Origin of the sequence: Escherichia sp. WS1450, assembly GCF_046487395.1 — a bacterium.
Lineage (GTDB): Bacteria > Pseudomonadota > Gammaproteobacteria > Enterobacterales > Enterobacteriaceae > Escherichia > Escherichia coli.
On record NZ_JBJQJO010000010.1, the window covers coordinates 36,328 to 52,184 of the forward strand.

Genomic DNA, 15,857 nt, shown 5'->3' on the forward strand with positions numbered 1-15,857 from the left:
ATCCTTTAATATCTTAGCGGCTATAAAAATGGCTTATTAATTATGCGGTTTATTTGGTCGCTCTCAATTTTCAGAGCGCGTTAATGATGGAAGGTCAATGTGAAGATTGATGCATCCCGTCGGGGCATACTCACTGGTCGCTGGCGCAAAGCCAGTAACGGTATCCGTCCGCCCTGGTCCGGTGATGAATCTCATTTTCTGACCCATTGCACCCGCTGCGACGCCTGTATTAATGCTTGTGAAAACAACATTCTGCAACGCGGCGCGGGCGGCTATCCGAGCGTTAATTTCAAAAATAACGAGTGCAGCTTCTGTTACGCCTGCGCGCAGGCTTGCCCCGAATCGCTATTTTCTCCGCGCCACACCAGGGCCTGGGATTTGCTGTTCACCATCGGGGAGGCGTGCCTGGCGTATCAAACAGTTGAATGCCGCCGCTGTCAGGATAGCTGTGAGCCAATGGCAATTATCTTTCGCCCGACGCTCTCCGGGATCTACCAGCCGCAACTTAATAGCCAACTTTGCAACGGATGTGGAGCATGTGCAGCCAGCTGTCCGGTATCAGCCATAACTGCGGAGTATCTCCATGCACACTAACTGGCAAGTTTGCAGCCTGGTCGTGCAGGCCAAAAGCGAACGAATTTCAGACATCAGCACCCAACTGAACGCCTTTCCCGGCTGTGAAGTTGCTGTCAGCGACGTGCCGAGCGGTCAGTTGATTGTGGTGGTGGAAGCAGAAGACAGCGAAACGCTGATCCAAACCATTGAGTCAGTACGCAACGTAGAGGGCGTGCTGGCGGTGTCGCTGGTTTATCACCAGCAGGAAGAGCAAGGTGAGGAAACACCATGAAACTCAGTCGTCGTAGCTTTATGAAAGCTAACGCCGTTGCGGCCGCTGCGGCGGCTGCCGGTCTCAGCGTGCCGGGCGTTGCCCGCGCCGTTGTTGGTCAGCAGGAAGCCATTAAATGGGATAAAGCGCCGTGCCGTTTCTGCGGTACTGGTTGCGGCGTTCTGGTCGGAACGCAGCAGGGGCGTGTGGTGGCCTGTCAGGGCGACCCGGACGCACCGGTTAACCGTGGTCTGAACTGCATTAAGGGCTATTTCCTGCCCAAAATCATGTACGGTAAAGACCGTTTGACGCAGCCGCTGCTGCGTATGAAAAACGGTAAATATGACAAAGAAGGCGAATTTACCCCAATCACCTGGGATCAGGCCTTCGATGTGATGGAAGAGAAATTCAAAACCGCCCTGAAAGAAAAAGGGCCGGAATCGATCGGTATGTTCGGTTCTGGTCAGTGGACTATCTGGGAAGGTTATGCCGCGTCCAAGCTGTTTAAAGCGGGATTCCGTTCGAACAACATCGATCCGAACGCGCGTCACTGTATGGCGTCGGCAGTAGTTGGCTTTATGCGTACCTTTGGTATGGATGAGCCAATGGGCTGCTATGACGACATCGAGCAGGCTGACGCGTTTGTGCTGTGGGGCGCAAACATGGCGGAGATGCACCCGATCCTCTGGTCGCGCATCACTAACCGTCGTCTCTCCAACCAGAACGTCACCGTGGCGGTGCTTTCTACCTACCAGCATCGTAGCTTCGAGCTGGCGGATAACGGCATCATCTTTACGCCGCAATCAGACCTGGTGATCCTGAACTACATCGCCAACTATATCATTCAAAACAATGCGATAAATCAGGACTTCTTTAGCAAACACGTTAACCTGCGCAAAGGGGCGACGGACATCGGCTACGGTTTACGTCCGACCCATCCGCTGGAAAAAGCAGCGAAGAATCCAGGTTCTGACGCCTCCGAACCGATGAGCTTTGAAGATTACAAAGCCTTCGTTGCTGAGTATACGCTGGAAAAAACTGCCGAAATGACCGGCGTGCCGAAAGACCAGTTAGAACAACTGGCGCAGCTGTATGCCGATCCGAACAAGAAAGTCATCTCCTACTGGACGATGGGCTTCAACCAGCATACTCGTGGCGTGTGGGCTAACAACCTGGTTTACAACCTGCACCTGCTGACCGGCAAAATTTCCAAGCCGGGTTGCGGTCCGTTCTCCCTGACCGGGCAGCCTTCTGCGTGTGGTACTGCGCGTGAAGTGGGCACCTTTGCTCACCGTCTGCCTGCGGACATGGTGGTGACTAACGAGAAACACCGTGATATCTGCGAGAAGAAGTGGAATATCCCGAGCGGCACCATTCCGGCGAAAATCGGTCTGCACGCGGTGGCACAAGACCGTGCGCTGAAAGACGGCAAGCTGAATGTTTACTGGACCATGTGTACCAACAACATGCAGGCCGGGCCGAACATTAATGAAGAGCGTATGCCAGGCTGGCGCGATCCGCGCAACTTTATCATCGTTTCCGATCCGTATCCGACAGTCAGTGCGCTGGCCGCCGACTTGATCTTGCCGACCGCAATGTGGGTAGAGAAAGAGGGCGCTTACGGTAACGCCGAACGCCGTACTCAGTTCTGGCGTCAGCAGGTACAGGCACCGGGCGAAGCGAAATCGGATCTCTGGCAGTTAGTCCAGTTCTCCCGCCGCTTCAAAACTGAAGATGTATGGCCGGAAGAGCTGTTGGCGAAGAAACCGGAACTGCGTGGCAAAACGCTGTACGAAGTTCTGTATGCCACCCCGGAAGTGAGCAAATTCCCGCTATCCGAACTGGCGGAAGATCAGCTGAACGATGAATCCCGCGAGCTGGGCTTCTATCTGCAAAAAGGGCTGTTCGAAGAGTACGCATGGTTTGGTCGCGGTCACGGTCACGATCTGGCACCGTTCGATGACTACCACAAAGCGCGCGGTCTGCGCTGGCCGGTGGTGAACGGTAAAGAAACGCAGTGGCGTTACAGCGAAGGTAACGACCCGTACGTGAAAGCGGGCGAAGGCTACAAGTTCTACGGTAAACCGGATGGCAAAGCGGTGATTTTCGCGCTGCCTTTCGAACCGGCGGCGGAAGCACCGGATGAAGAGTACGACCTGTGGCTCTCTACCGGACGCGTTCTGGAGCACTGGCATACCGGCAGTATGACTCGCCGTGTACCGGAACTGCACCGTGCCTTCCCGGAAGCGGTCCTGTTTATTCACCCGTTGGATGCGAAAGCGCGCGATCTGCGCCGTGGCGACAAAGTGAAAGTGGTTTCTCGCCGTGGCGAAGTGATCTCGATTGTTGAAACGCGCGGTCGTAACCGTCCGCCACAGGGCCTGGTGTACATGCCGTTCTTCGACGCCGCACAGCTGGTTAACAAACTGACGCTGGACGCGACCGATCCGCTCTCGAAAGAGACGGACTTCAAGAAGTGCGCGGTCAAACTGGAGAAGGTGTAAGCCATTATGTCCCGGTCAGCGAAACCTCAAAATGGTCGCCGCCGCTTTCTGCGCGATGTCGTTCGCACAGCAGGCGGGCTGGCTGCCGTGGGTGTGGCGCTGGGGTTACAACAGCAAACCGCACGCGCATCTGGCGTGCGGTTGCGCCCGCCCGGAGCCATAAACGAGAACGCCTTTGCCAGTGCCTGTGTGCGTTGCGGTCAGTGTGTTCAGGCTTGCCCTTACGACACCTTAAAACTGGCGACGCTGGCCTCAGGCCTGTCAGCGGGCACGCCATATTTTGTTGCACGGGATATTCCTTGCGAAATGTGTGAGGACATTCCGTGCGCCAAAGTGTGCCCGAGCGGTGCGCTGGATCGTGAGATCGAATCGATCGACGACGCGCGGATGGGGCTGGCGGTACTGGTGGACCAGGAAAACTGTCTCAACTTTCAGGGGCTGCGCTGCGATGTTTGTTATCGCGAATGCCCGAAAATTGATGAGGCCATCACCCTGGAGCTGGAGCGCAACACGCGTACCGGTAAGCACGCCCGCTTTCTGCCAACGGTTCACAGCGACGCCTGTACCGGCTGCGGTAAGTGCGAAAAAGTGTGCGTGCTGGAACAACCGGCAATCAAGGTGTTACCGCTGTCACTGGCGAAAGGGGAGTTAGGTCACCATTACCGCTTCGGCTGGCTGGAGGGGAACAATGGCAAATCGTAAACGTGACGCCGGGAGCGAGGCGCTGGAGAAAAAAGGCTGGTGGCGCAGTCACCGTTGGCTGGTGTTACGTCGCCTTTGTCAGTTCTTCGTGCTGGGGATGTTTTTGAGCGGTCCGTGGTTTGGTGTGTGGATGTTGCACGGCAACTACAGCAGTAGCCTGTTATTCGACACCGTTCCACTGACCGATCCGCTGATGACACTGCAAAGTCTTGCCAGCGGTCATTTGCCTGCCACGGTGGCGTTGACCGGAGCGGTGATTATCACCGTGCTCTACGCCCTGGCAGGAAAGCGATTATTTTGCAGCTGGGTCTGCCCGCTGAACCCGATTACCGACTTAGCGAACTGGTTACGCAGGCGCTTTGACCTCAATCAGTCTGCGACGATCCCACGCCACATTCGCTACGTGCTGTTGGTGGTCATTCTGCTGGGATCGGCCTTAACCGGCACGCTCATCTGGGAATGGATCAACCCCGTTTCCCTGATGGGGCGCAGTCTGGTAATGGGATTCGGCAGCGGCGCGCTGCTTATTCTCGCGCTGTTTTTATTTGATCTACTGGTCGTTGAACACGGCTGGTGCGGGCACATTTGTCCGGTTGGCGCGCTGTATGGCGTGCTGGGTAGCAAAGGTGTCATTACCGTTGCGGCCACCGATCGGCAGAAATGTAACCGCTGTATGGATTGTTTTCATGTTTGCCCGGAACCGCATGTGCTACGTGCCCCGGTGCTGGATGAACAAAGCCCGGTGCAGGTCACCAGCCGCGATTGCATGACGTGCGGTCGCTGCGTGGATGTCTGTTCTGAGGATGTATTTACAATAACTACACGATGGAGTTCGGGAGCGAAATCATGAAAAGCCATGACCTGAAGAAAGCGCTGTGTCAATGGACGGCGATGCTGGCCCTGGTGGTGAGCGGCGCGGTTTGGGCGGCTAATGGCGTCGATTTTAGCCAGTCGCCGGAAGTATCCGGGACGCAGGAAGGGGCCATTCGGATGCCAAAAGAGCAGGAACGGATGCCGCTGAACTATGTGAATCAGCCGCCAATGATCCCGCATAGCGTTGAAGGTTATCAGGTAACGACCAATACCAACCGCTGCTTGCAGTGCCACGGTGTCGAAAGCTATCGCACCACTGGCGCGCCGCGCATCAGTCCTACTCACTTTATGGACAGCGACGGCAAAGTGGGCGCGGAAGTGGCTCCGCGTCGTTATTTCTGTCTGCAATGTCACGTGCCGCAGGCTGATACCGCGCCAATCGTGGGGAATACCTTTACCCCGTCAAAAGGTTACGGGAAATAAGAGGTTATTATGGGAAATTCTGACCGTAAGCCTGGTCTGATTAAGCGCCTGTGGAAATGGTGGCGTACCCCCAGCCGTCTGGCGCTGGGGACGCTGCTGTTGATCGGTTTTGTCGGTGGCATCGTCTTCTGGGGCGGCTTTAACACCGGGATGGAAAAAGCCAATACCGAAGAGTTCTGCATTAGCTGCCACGAAATGCGTAACACGGTGTATCAGGAATACATGGATTCCGTGCACTACAACAACCGTAGCGGCGTTCGTGCGACCTGTCCGGATTGTCACGTTCCGCACGAGTTTGTGCCGAAGATGATACGCAAGCTCAAAGCAAGTAAAGAGCTGTATGGTAAAATTTTTGGCGTTATTGACACGCCGCAGAAATTTGAAGCTCATCGCCTGACGATGGCACAGAATGAGTGGCGGCGCATGAAGGACAATAACTCGCAGGAGTGCCGTAACTGTCACAACTTCGAGTATATGGATACAACCGCCCAGAAATCGGTTGCCGCGAAGATGCATGACCAGGCGGTGAAAGATGGGCAAACCTGTATTGATTGCCATAAAGGGATAGCGCACAAGCTGCCCGATATGCGCGAAGTCGAGCCAGGTTTTTAACAGGGTTATTGCGTGGGTATGCTTGAAGCCAGAGAGTTACTTTGCGAGCGGGATGAACGAACCTTATTTAGTGGCTTGTCATTTACGCTGAACGCAGGAGAGTGGGTACAAATCACCGGTAGCAACGGCGCGGGGAAGACAACGCTTCTCCGTTTGCTGACGGGGTTGTCTCGCCCTGATGCGGGTGACGTTCTCTGGCAAGGGCAGCCCTTGCATCAGGTACGCGACAGCTACCATCAAAACCTGTTATGGATAGGCCATCAGCCGGGGATCAAAACCCGGCTGACGGCGTTAGAAAATCTGCACTTTTATCATCGCGATGGCGATACCGCACAATGTCTGGAAGCCCTGGCGCAGGCCGGGCTTGCCGGATTCGAAGATATTCCGGTAAATCAACTTTCTGCCGGGCAACAACGCCGCGTCGCTTTAGCGCGTCTGTGGCTAACCCGTGCCACGTTATGGATCCTCGACGAGCCTTTTACCGCGATTGACGTTAACGGCGTCGATCGTCTGACCCAGCGTATGGCGCAGCATACGGAGCAGGGGGGGATTGTGATTCTGACTACCCACCAGCCGCTCAACGTTGCTGAAAGTAAAATTCGCCGCATTTCACTGACGCAAACGAGGGCCGCATGATGTTCTGGCGCATTTTCCGTCTTGAGCTGCGCGTAGCGTTTCGCCATAGCGCCGAAATCGCCAACCCGCTGTGGTTCTTCCTGATTGTCATTACCCTTTTTCCGCTCAGTATCGGTCCGGAGCCGCAACTGCTGGCGCGTATTGCGCCGGGTATTATCTGGGTTGCTGCGCTGCTTTCATCCTTGCTGGCACTGGAGCGTCTGTTCCGTGACGATTTGCAGGACGGCAGTCTTGAACAATTGATGTTGTTGCCGTTACCCTTGCCCGCCGTTGTGCTGGCGAAGGTGATGGCGCACTGGATGGTAACCGGTCTGCCGTTACTTATCCTTTCGCCCCTGGTAGCAATGCTACTGGGAATGGATGTTTATGGCTGGCAAGTGATGGCGCTGACGCTACTGCTGGGAACGCCTACGCTTGGCTTTCTCGGAGCACCGGGCGTGGCGCTGACAGTGGGACTTAAGCGCGGTGGTGTGCTGCTCAGCATTCTCGTATTACCGCTGACTATCCCATTACTCATCTTTGCCACCGCCGCGATGGACGCGGCTTCTATGCATTTGCCCGTTGATGGGTATCTGGCAATTTTAGGCGCGTTGCTGGCAGGCACCGCGACATTAAGTCCTTTTGCGACGGCGGCAGCGTTACGAATCAGCATTCAATAACGCTGGATTACTGATTTTTGTTCGAGTCTGGTATCGAAACTATGTGGAAAACACTGCATCAACTGGCGATCCCACCACGGCTGTATCAAATCTGTGGCTGGTTTATACCGTGGCTGGCAATTGCCAGTGTGGTCGTGCTTACCGTCGGCTGGATCTGGGGATTCGGCTTTGCTCCGGCTGATTATCAGCAGGGAAATAGCTACCGCATTATCTACCTGCATGTGCCTGCGGCGATCTGGTCGATGGGCATTTATGCATCAATGGCGGTGGCGGCTTTTATTGGCCTTGTCTGGCAGATGAAAATGGCCAACCTGGCGGTGGCGGCGATGGCCCCCATTGGTGCCGTGTTTACCTTTATTGCCCTAGTTACCGGCTCTGCATGGGGAAAACCGATGTGGGGCACCTGGTGGGTATGGGATGCACGCCTGACTTCTGAGCTGGTGCTGCTGTTTCTGTATGTTGGTGTAATTGCCCTGTGGCACGCCTTCGACGACCGCCGTCTGGCGGGCCGTGCGGCAGGTATTCTGGTGCTGATTGGCGTGGTGAATCTGCCGATTATTCATTACTCCGTGGAGTGGTGGAACACCCTGCATCAGGGATCAACGCGGATGCAGCAAAGTATCGATCCGGCGATGCGTTCGCCGCTGCGCTGGTCGATTTTTGGCTTCCTGCTGCTGTCTGCCACGCTGACGCTGATGCGGATGCGTAATTTGATTTTGCTGATGGAAAAACGCCGTCCGTGGGTGAGTGAACTGATACTGAAAAGAGGCCGTAAATGACCCCTGCATTTGCTTCCTGGAATGAATTTTTCGCAATGGGCGGTTACGCCTTTTTTGTCTGGCTGGCGGTGGTGATGACCGTTATTCCGCTGGTGGTTTTGGTCGTGCACTCGGTGATGCAGCATCGCGCAATTCTGCGTGGTGTGGCGCAACAGCGGGCGCGTGAGGCGCGTTTACGTGCTGCGCAACAGCAGGAGGCTGCATGAATATTCGCCGTAAAAACCGCTTGTGGATTGCCTGTGCTGTGTTGGCAGGTTTGGCGCTGACCATCGGTCTGGTGCTGTATGCGCTGCGCTCGAATATCGATCTCTTTTATACGCCGGGGGAAATTCTCTACGGCAAGCGTGAAACTCAGCAGATGCCGGAAGTCGGTCAGCGTCTGCGCGTTGGCGGGATGGTGATGCCGGGTAGCGTGCAGCGCGATCCCAATTCGCTGAAAGTGACCTTCACCATTTACGATGCTGAAGGCTCAGTGGATGTTTCTTACGAAGGCATTTTGCCGGATCTGTTCCGTGAAGGGCAGGGCGTTGTGGTGCAGGGCGAGCTGGAAAAAGGCAATCATATCCTCGCGAAAGAAGTGCTGGCGAAACATGATGAAAACTACACGCCGCCAGAAGTTGAGAAAGCGATGGAAGCTAACCACCGTCGCCCGGCGAGTGTTTATAAGGACCCAGCATCATGATACCAGAAATTGGTAACGGGCTGCTGTGCCTGGCGTTAGGGATTGCGCTGCTGCTGTCCGTGTATCCGCTATGGGGCGTGGCGCGCGGAGATGCGCGCATGATGGCGTCTTCCCGCTTGTTTGCCTGGCTGCTGTTTATGTCTGTGGCTGGCGCATTTCTGGTACTGGTCAATGCCTTCGTGGTCAACGACTTTACCGTCACCTATGTTGCCAGCAACTCCAATACCCAGCTTCCGGTGTGGTATCGCGTGGCGGCTACCTGGGGCGCGCATGAAGGCTCGCTCCTGCTGTGGGTGCTGCTGATGAGCGGCTGGACCTTTGCGGTGGCGATTTTTAGTCAGCGTATTCCGCTGGATATTGTGGCCCGCGTACTGGCGATAATGGGGATGGTCAGCGTCGGCTTTTTGCTGTTCATTCTCTTTACCTCTAACCCGTTCTCACGCACGTTGCCGAACTTCCCGATTGAAGGTCGCGATCTTAACCCGCTGTTACAGGATCCGGGGCTGATCTTCCATCCGCCTCTGCTTTATATGGGGTACGTCGGCTTCTCGGTGGCGTTTGCTTTTGCCATTGCTTCTTTGTTGAGCGGGCGTCTGGACAGCACTTATGCGCGTTTTACTCGTCCGTGGACACTGGCAGCGTGGATCTTCCTGACGCTCGGCATCGTGCTCGGTTCCGCATGGGCCTATTACGAACTCGGCTGGGGCGGCTGGTGGTTCTGGGATCCGGTAGAAAACGCCTCGTTTATGCCGTGGCTGGTGGGGACTGCGCTGATGCACTCACTGGCGGTCACTGAACAACGCGCCAGCTTCAAAGCGTGGACATTACTGCTGGCAATCAGTGCCTTCTCGTTGTGTCTGTTGGGGACTTTCCTCGTGCGTTCCGGCGTGCTGGTATCGGTACACGCGTTTGCGTCTGATCCGGCGCGCGGTATGTTTATCCTCGCCTTTATGGTGCTGGTGATTGGTGGTTCGCTGCTGCTGTTTGCCGCGCGTGGACACAAAGTTCGCTCACGCGTAAACAATGCGCTGTGGTCGCGGGAATCTCTGCTGTTAGCGAACAACGTTTTGCTGGTCGCCGCGATGCTGGTGGTATTACTGGGGACGCTGCTGCCGCTGGTGCACAAGCAACTGGGACTGGGCAGTATTTCGATTGGCGAACCGTTCTTCAACACCATGTTTACCTGGCTGATGGTGCCGTTTGCGCTGCTGCTTGGTGTCGGTCCTCTGGTGCGCTGGGGGCGCGATCGCCCACGTAAAATCCGCAATTTATTGATTATCGCCTTCATCTCAACGCTGGTGCTGTCGCTGCTGCTGCCGTGGCTGTTCGAAAGCAAAGTTGTGGCGATGACGGTGCTCGGCCTGGCAATGGCCTGCTGGATTGCGGTGCTGGCAATTGCGGAAGCTGCGCTGCGTATTTCACGTGGCACGAAAACCACCTTCAGTTATTGGGGAATGGTGGCGGCTCACCTGGGGCTGGCAGTGACAATTGTTGGTATTGCCTTTAGCCAGAACTATAGCGTTGAGCGTGATGTGCGCATGAAGTCCGGCGATAGTGTCGATATTCATGAATATCGCTTCACCTTCCGTGATGTCAAAGAGGTGACTGGCCCGAACTGGCGCGGCGGTGTGGCGACTATCGGCGTAACGCGAGATGGCAAGCCGGAAACGGTGCTGTATGCGGAAAAACGTTATTACAACACTGCTGGGTCGATGATGACCGAAGCGGCAATTGACGGCGGCATCACGCGTGACCTGTACGCCGCGCTCGGTGAAGAGCTGGAAAACGGCGCGTGGGCCGTGCGTCTTTACTACAAACCGTTTGTTCGCTGGATTTGGGCGGGTGGGCTGATGATGGCATTGGGCGGGCTGCTGTGCCTGTTTGATCCTCGCTATCGTAAGCGCGTGAACCCGCAGAAAACTGCGCCGGAGGCTGTATGAAGCGCAAAGTATTGTTAATTCCGTTGATTATCTTCCTGGCGATTGCCGCGGCGCTGCTGTGGCAGCTGGCGCGTAATGCCGAAGGGGATGATCCGACCAATCTGGAATCGGCGCTCATTGGCAAGCCGGTGCCGAAGTTTCGCCTCGAATCACTGGACTATCCGGGGCAGTTTTATCAGGCGGATGTGCTGACTCAGGGCAAACCAGTGCTGCTTAACGTCTGGGCAACCTGGTGTCCGACCTGCCGTGCGGAACATCAATATCTGAATCAGCTTTCTGCGCAGGGCATCCGCGTGGTCGGCATGAACTATAAAGACGATCGCCAGAAGGCAATCAGCTGGCTGAAAGAGCTGGGCAATCCTTACGCACTAAGCCTGTTTGATGGCGACGGCATGTTAGGACTGGATCTCGGTGTCTATGGCGCGCCAGAAACGTTCCTCATCGACGGCAACGGCATCATTCGCTATCGCCATGCGGGCGATCTCAATCCTCGCGTCTGGGAAGAAGAGATCAAGCCGCTGTGGGAGAAATACAGTAAGGAGGCCGCACAATGAGGTTTTTATTGGGCGTGCTGATGCTGATGATCTCCGGCTCAGCGCTGGCGACCATCGACGTGTTGCAGTTTAAGGATGAAGCGCAGGAGCAGCAGTTCCGCCAACTCACTGAAGAACTACGCTGCCCGAAATGCCAGAACAACAGCATTGCCGATTCCAACTCGATGATTGCCACCGACCTGCGCCAGAAAGTGTATGAACTGATGCAGGAAGGTAAAAGTAAGAAAGAGATTGTCGATTATATGGTGGCGCGTTACGGCAACTTCGTCACTTACGATCCGCCGTTAACGCCGCTGACCGTGCTGCTGTGGGTGCTTCCGGTAGTGGCTATTGGCATTGGCGGTTGGGTCATTTACGCCCGTTCGCGGCGTCGGGTACGCGTGGTGCCGGACGCGTTTCCTGAACAAAGCGTGCCGGAAGGTAAGCGTGCCGGATATATTGTTTATCTGCCGGGTATTGTGGTGGCGTTAATTGTGGCTGGCGTCAGCTACTACCAGACGGGCAATTATCAGCAGGTGAAAATCTGGCAGCAGGCTACGGCACAGGCTCCGGCGTTACTGGACAGGGCGCTGGATCCGAAAGCCGATCCGCTCAACGAAGAAGAGATGTCGCGCCTGGCGCTGGGGATGCGTACTCAACTGCAAAAAAATCCGGGAGATATAGAAGGCTGGATTATGTTGGGCCGCGTTGGCATGGCGCTGGGTAACGCCAGTATTGCCACCGATGCATACGCTACTGCATATCGCCTCGATCCGAAGAACAGTGATGCGGCGCTCGGATACGCTGAAGCGTTGACACGTTCATCTGATCCCAACGACAACCGCCTCGGTGGTGAACTGCTACGCCAGTTGGTGAGAACTGACCACAGCAATATCCGTGTGTTAAGCATGTATGCGTTTAATGCCTTTGAGCAGCAGCGATTTGGCGAAGCCGTTGCCGCGTGGGAGATGATGTTGAAACTCTTACCTGCCAACGATACTCGCCGTGCGGTGATTGAACGTAGTATCGCGCAGGCGATGCAACATTTGTCGCCGCAGGAGAGTAAATAATAAGAGGCCCGATGGTGATGCCATCGGGCTATTTTTATTGTGCCCCGCGTTGTTGCAGGAACAGAATGGTGGCCGCCACGCGTGAGCGGACATTGAGTTTACGCAGCAGATTGCGAATGTGTACTTTTACTGTCTGCTCGGAAATATTCAACACCGAGGCAATCTGTTTATTTGACAGCCCCTGTGCCAGCTCGTGCAGAACATCCAGCTCGCGCTCCGTCAGCACGCTGAAGGGATCTTCTTCCGCGCCAAACATTTCACGTTCACGTAAGTACTGATTGACGCGTTCGCTAAAGACTTTGCTGCCTTTCGCTCCGGCACGAATCGCTTCCAGCAACACTTCCGGGTCGCTGTCTTTCAACAGATAACCGTCTGCGCCTGCGTCTATCAGCGCAAAGACATCGCTGGAGGCATCTGATACGGTCAGGATAATAATTTGCGCGGTAACGCCATCCCTGCGCAAGGCATTGAGGGTATCCAGGCCACTCATACCTTTCATATTGAGATCCAGCAAGATCACGTCGATATCCAGTCTATTCGCCAGATCGATCGCGCTCGCGCCGTCGCCCGCTTCGGCGACCACTTCAAAGCCAGGATCAAGCTCCAGTAACTGACGAACACCGCGTCGCATAAGTGGATGATCATCCACAATCATCACCTGAAAAGGCGTTGCTTCAGGCATAGTAGTCTCCTGAGGTTTTATTAGAATCATTATGTTTGAGCGTAGCGTTGGTAACGCTACCAGGCGCGTGAATGTTACCCCATTTTATGTATGGACATGTAGCGAAAACTACAACCTTGTCGTTCGCTTTGGCATCACTTTCATTATAAAGACGGAATTTTGCATCAGCTTCTCATCAAGAAAAACAACTAAAAAATCAATCACAATACTTGTGCATTTCTTTAAACAGTTTTTAAAAACTGACTCCGGGTATGGAGCTATGGGTATTTTCTCTACCCAATGCTTTTAACAGCAATTAATTTCATAGGATGAAAGCTCAATGCATCAATCTGGTTCTGTTTCTCTTTGTCGTTCCGCAATATCTGTTCTGGTGGCTACAGCGTTATATTCACCCATAGCATTGGCATCAACAGTTGAGTATGGTGAGACAGTTGATGGTGTTGTCCTGGAAAAAGATATCCAGCTGGTTTATGGGACCGCCAATAATACGAAAATTAATCCTGGCGGAGAACAGCATATTAAAGAATTTGGTATAAGTAGTAATACTGAAATTAACGGCGGGTATCAGTACATTGAAATGAATGGCACTGCAGAATACTCAGTATTAAATGATGGTTATCAAATTGTTCAAATGGGTGGTGCGGCAAACCAGACTACCCTCAATAATGGTGTGCTACAGGTTTATGGCGCAGCGAATGAACCTACGATTAAAGGCGGGCGCTTAATTATTGAAAAAGATGGGATTACCGTCTTTGCCGCTATCGAAAAGGGAGGATTACTGGAGGTTAAAGAGGGGGGATTAGCATTTGCGGTAGATCAGAAAGCAGGCGGTGCGATTAAAACAACCACCCGGGCCATGGAGGTATTCGGAACAAACCGTCTCGGTCAGTTCGATATCAAGGATGGTATTGCTAATAATATGCTGTTGGAAAACGGCGGAAGTTTGCGAGTTGAAGAAAATGACTTCGCTTATAATACCACTGTGGATAGTGGCGGCTTACTGGAGGTTATGGATGGCGGGACTGCAACTGGCGTTGATAAAAAAGCAGGCGGAAAATTAATTGTCTCAACGAATGCGCTGGAAGTGAGTGGTACAAACAGTAAAGGCCAATTTAGTATAAAAGATGGTGTGTCAAAAAATTATGAACTGGATGATGGTTCCGGGCTCATTGTTATGGAGGACACGCAGGCCATTGATACTATCCTTGATGAGCATGCCACTATGCAATCGCTGGGAAAGGATACTGGTACGAGAGTGCAGGCAAATGCGGTGTATGATCTCGGTCGATCAGATCAGAATGGAAGTATCACGTATTCCTCTAAAGCCATCTCTGAAAATATGGTTATCAACAATGGCCGCGCTAATGTCTGGGCTGGCACAATGGTTAACGTTTCAGTCAGAGGGAATGATGGCATTCTTGAGATCATGAAGCCGCAAATAAATTATGCACCCGCTATGTTGGTGGGTAAGGTAGTGGTTTCTGAGGGCGCTTCTTTTAGAACGCATGGTGCCGTGGATACCAGCAAAGCGGATGTTTCGCTCGAAAATAGCGCATGGACCATCATTGCCGATATCACTACGACGAACCAAAACACTCGCCTCAACTTAGCCAACCTTGCGATGTCTGGCGCAAATGTGATTATGATGGCTGAGCCAGTGACTCGTTCATCTGTGACGGCAAGTGCGGAAAATTTCACTACGTTGACCACCAATACCCTATCGGGAAACGGCAATTTTTATATGCGTACCGATATGGCTAATCATCAGAGCGATCAGCTCAACGTCACCGGGCAGGCAACAGGTGATTTCAAAATATTCGTTACGGACACCGGTGCCAGCCCGGCAGCAGGTGATAGCCTTACACTGGTAACAACGGGCGGCGGTGATGCTGCATTTACGTTGGGCAATGCCGGAGGCGTTGTTGATATCGGTACGTATGAATATACCTTGCTGGATAATGGCAACCATAGCTGGAGCCTCGCAGAGAATCGCGCGCAAATTACCCCTTCAACCACTGATGTGCTGAATATGGCGGCAGTACAACCGCTGGTATTTGATGCAGAACTGGACACCGTGCGTGAGCGTCTTGGTAGCGTAAAAGGCGTTAATTACGATACGGCGATGTGGAGTTCGGCAATTAACACCCGCAACAACGTGACCACTGATGCGGGAGCTGGCTTTGAGCAAACATTGACCGGGCTGACGCTCGGTATCGATAGCCGTTTCTCCCGTGAAGAAAGCAGCACAATTCGCGGCTTGTTCTTTGGTTACTCTCATTCTGATATTGGTTTTGATCGCGGCGGCAAAGGTAATATCGATAGCTATACCCTGGGGGCTTATGCTGGTTGGGAGCATCAGAACGGTGCCTATGTTGATGGGGTGGTGAAAGTTGACCGTTTTGCCAACACCATCCATGGCAAGATGAGTAATGGAGCAACAGCGTTTGGCGATTACAATAGTAACGGCGCGGGTGCTCATGTCGAGAGCGGGTTCCGTTGGGTTGACGGATTGTGGAGTGTTAGACCCTATCTGGCCTTTACCGGCTTTACCACAGATGGTCAGGACTACACGTTATCAAACGGCATGCGCGCGGATGTGGGAAATACCCGCATATTACGGGCTGAAGCGGGAACGGCGGTAAGCTATCACATGGACCTGCAAAACGGTACGACGCTGGAACCCTGGCTGAAAGCCGCCGTACGTCAGGAATACGCCGATTCTAACCAGGTGACAGTTAATGACGATGGCAAATTTAATAATGATGTGGCTGGAACCCGTGGCGTTTATCAGGCTGGGATAAGGTCATCGTTCACCCCGACGTTAAGCGGTCATTTGTCAGTCAGCTATGGCAATGGCGCAGGGGTAGAATCGCCGTGGAATACTCAGGCGGGTGTGGTCTGGACGTTCTGATAACAGAAAATAAACAGGCCGTGAT

The 15,857-nt window shown here is 53.9% G+C and carries 17 protein-coding genes; 16 read left to right on the forward strand and 1 reads right to left on the reverse strand.

The genetic code is table 11. From position 1 onward, the window contains the following. Positions 1-99: 99 nt before the first annotated feature. The 15 genes from napF to ccmH are packed head-to-tail and all read left to right on the forward strand — an operon-like array spanning position 100 to position 12,239. The gene (gene napF / locus ACJHYR_RS13835) at positions 100-594 is read left to right on the forward strand and encodes a ferredoxin-type protein NapF (RefSeq protein WP_000686721.1); all 495 of its coding nucleotides are present in this window, start codon (positions 100-102) and stop codon (positions 592-594) included. Next, entirely contained in the window at positions 584-847 is a 264-nt protein-coding gene (napD, locus tag ACJHYR_RS13840; RefSeq protein WP_000557379.1) for a chaperone NapD, read from the forward strand. The genes napF and napD overlap by 11 nt, the downstream gene beginning before the upstream one ends. Beyond that, the gene (gene napA / locus ACJHYR_RS13845) at positions 844-3,330 is read left to right on the forward strand and encodes a periplasmic nitrate reductase subunit alpha (RefSeq protein WP_000778054.1); all 2,487 of its coding nucleotides are present in this window, start codon (positions 844-846) and stop codon (positions 3,328-3,330) included. The genes napD and napA overlap by 4 nt, the downstream gene beginning before the upstream one ends. A 6-nt stretch (positions 3,331-3,336) precedes the next feature. Then, positions 3,337-4,032, forward strand: a complete 696-nt coding sequence (gene napG, locus ACJHYR_RS13850) for a ferredoxin-type protein NapG (RefSeq protein WP_000091291.1) — start codon at positions 3,337-3,339, stop codon at positions 4,030-4,032. Next, entirely contained in the window at positions 4,019-4,882 is an 864-nt protein-coding gene (gene napH, locus ACJHYR_RS13855) for a quinol dehydrogenase ferredoxin subunit NapH (protein WP_072837474.1), read from the forward strand. Before napG ends, napH begins: the two co-directional genes overlap by 14 nt. Further along, complete coding sequence (gene napB / locus ACJHYR_RS13860; protein WP_000835177.1) at positions 4,879-5,328, forward strand: nitrate reductase cytochrome c-type subunit; 450 nt, start codon at positions 4,879-4,881, stop codon at positions 5,326-5,328. The genes napH and napB overlap by 4 nt, the downstream gene beginning before the upstream one ends. Positions 5,329-5,337: 9 nt before the next feature. Beyond that, positions 5,338-5,940 carry a cytochrome c-type protein NapC gene (gene napC / locus ACJHYR_RS13865; RefSeq protein ID WP_000528376.1) on the forward strand — a complete coding sequence of 201 codons (603 nt, stop codon included), beginning with the start codon at positions 5,338-5,340 and terminating at the stop codon, positions 5,938-5,940. Between the two features lie 12 nt (positions 5,941-5,952). Beyond that, positions 5,953-6,576: a cytochrome c biogenesis heme-transporting ATPase CcmA gene (gene ccmA, locus ACJHYR_RS13870; protein WP_000525568.1), complete on the forward strand. Its 624-nt coding sequence runs from the start codon at positions 5,953-5,955 to the stop codon at positions 6,574-6,576. Then, a complete protein-coding gene (gene ccmB, locus ACJHYR_RS13875) occupies positions 6,573-7,235 on the forward strand; it encodes a heme exporter protein CcmB (protein ID WP_000971730.1) in 663 nt (220 codons plus the stop codon). Before ccmA ends, ccmB begins: the two co-directional genes overlap by 4 nt. A 41-nt stretch (positions 7,236-7,276) precedes the next feature. Beyond that, a complete protein-coding gene (ccmC, locus tag ACJHYR_RS13880) occupies positions 7,277-8,014 on the forward strand; it encodes a heme exporter protein CcmC (protein WP_001295447.1) in 738 nt (245 codons plus the stop codon). Beyond that, on the forward strand, positions 8,011-8,220 hold the full coding sequence (gene ccmD, locus ACJHYR_RS13885) for a heme exporter protein CcmD (protein WP_000186540.1): 210 nt from the start codon (positions 8,011-8,013) through the stop codon (positions 8,218-8,220). The genes ccmC and ccmD overlap by 4 nt, the downstream gene beginning before the upstream one ends. After that, entirely contained in the window at positions 8,217-8,696 is a 480-nt protein-coding gene (gene ccmE, locus ACJHYR_RS13890) for a cytochrome c maturation protein CcmE (RefSeq protein ID WP_001026418.1), read from the forward strand. Before ccmD ends, ccmE begins: the two co-directional genes overlap by 4 nt. Continuing rightward, positions 8,693-10,636, forward strand: coding sequence for a cytochrome c-type biogenesis heme lyase CcmF (ccmF, locus tag ACJHYR_RS13895; protein ID WP_000611895.1), 1,944 nt, complete (start codon positions 8,693-8,695; stop codon positions 10,634-10,636). The genes ccmE and ccmF overlap by 4 nt, the downstream gene beginning before the upstream one ends. Next, complete coding sequence (gene dsbE, locus ACJHYR_RS13900) at positions 10,633-11,190, forward strand: thiol:disulfide interchange protein DsbE (protein ID WP_000824451.1); 558 nt, start codon at positions 10,633-10,635, stop codon at positions 11,188-11,190. The genes ccmF and dsbE overlap by 4 nt, the downstream gene beginning before the upstream one ends. Beyond that, positions 11,187-12,239 (forward strand): cytochrome c-type biogenesis thiol:disulfide oxidoreductase CcmH, encoded by a 1,053-nt coding sequence (gene ccmH, locus ACJHYR_RS13905; protein WP_001211558.1) that lies wholly within the window; start codon positions 11,187-11,189, stop codon positions 12,237-12,239. Before dsbE ends, ccmH begins: the two co-directional genes overlap by 4 nt. A 34-nt stretch (positions 12,240-12,273) precedes the next feature. Here the strand turns inward: ccmH and narP are convergent, their stop codons facing one another. Next, positions 12,274-12,921 (reverse strand): nitrate/nitrite response regulator protein NarP, encoded by a 648-nt coding sequence (narP, locus tag ACJHYR_RS13910; RefSeq protein ID WP_001113637.1) that lies wholly within the window; start codon positions 12,919-12,921, stop codon positions 12,274-12,276. A 319-nt stretch (positions 12,922-13,240) separates the two neighbouring features. Between narP and yejO the strand changes: the two genes are divergently transcribed. Further along, complete coding sequence (gene yejO, locus ACJHYR_RS13915) at positions 13,241-15,832, forward strand: autotransporter YejO (RefSeq protein ID WP_141011292.1); 2,592 nt, start codon at positions 13,241-13,243, stop codon at positions 15,830-15,832. Positions 15,833-15,857 lie beyond the last annotated feature (25 nt).

What these genes read in the sequence shown, in the direction of transcription:
- napD (WP_000557379.1), top strand. Translation starts at nt 584, where the DNA reads ATGCACACTAACTGGCAAGTTTGCAGCCTGGTCGTGCAGGCCAAAAGC.
- napA (WP_000778054.1), top strand. Translation starts at nt 844, where the DNA reads ATGAAACTCAGTCGTCGTAGCTTTATGAAAGCTAACGCCGTTGCGGCC.
- napG (WP_000091291.1), top strand. Translation starts at nt 3,337, where the DNA reads ATGTCCCGGTCAGCGAAACCTCAAAATGGTCGCCGCCGCTTTCTGCGC.
- napH (WP_072837474.1), top strand. Translation starts at nt 4,019, where the DNA reads ATGGCAAATCGTAAACGTGACGCCGGGAGCGAGGCGCTGGAGAAAAAA.
- napB (WP_000835177.1), top strand. Translation starts at nt 4,879, where the DNA reads ATGAAAAGCCATGACCTGAAGAAAGCGCTGTGTCAATGGACGGCGATG.
- napC (WP_000528376.1), top strand. Translation starts at nt 5,338, where the DNA reads ATGGGAAATTCTGACCGTAAGCCTGGTCTGATTAAGCGCCTGTGGAAA.
- ccmB (WP_000971730.1), top strand. Translation starts at nt 6,573, where the DNA reads ATGATGTTCTGGCGCATTTTCCGTCTTGAGCTGCGCGTAGCGTTTCGC.
- ccmC (WP_001295447.1), top strand. Translation starts at nt 7,277, where the DNA reads ATGTGGAAAACACTGCATCAACTGGCGATCCCACCACGGCTGTATCAA.
- ccmD (WP_000186540.1), top strand. Translation starts at nt 8,011, where the DNA reads ATGACCCCTGCATTTGCTTCCTGGAATGAATTTTTCGCAATGGGCGGT.
- ccmE (WP_001026418.1), top strand. Translation starts at nt 8,217, where the DNA reads ATGAATATTCGCCGTAAAAACCGCTTGTGGATTGCCTGTGCTGTGTTG.
- ccmF (WP_000611895.1), top strand. Translation starts at nt 8,693, where the DNA reads ATGATACCAGAAATTGGTAACGGGCTGCTGTGCCTGGCGTTAGGGATT.
- dsbE (WP_000824451.1), top strand. Translation starts at nt 10,633, where the DNA reads ATGAAGCGCAAAGTATTGTTAATTCCGTTGATTATCTTCCTGGCGATT.
- ccmH (WP_001211558.1), top strand. Translation starts at nt 11,187, where the DNA reads ATGAGGTTTTTATTGGGCGTGCTGATGCTGATGATCTCCGGCTCAGCG.
- narP (WP_001113637.1), bottom strand. Translation starts at nt 12,921, where the DNA reads ATGCCTGAAGCAACGCCTTTTCAGGTGATGATTGTGGATGATCATCCA.
- yejO (WP_141011292.1), top strand. Translation starts at nt 13,241, where the DNA reads ATGCATCAATCTGGTTCTGTTTCTCTTTGTCGTTCCGCAATATCTGTT.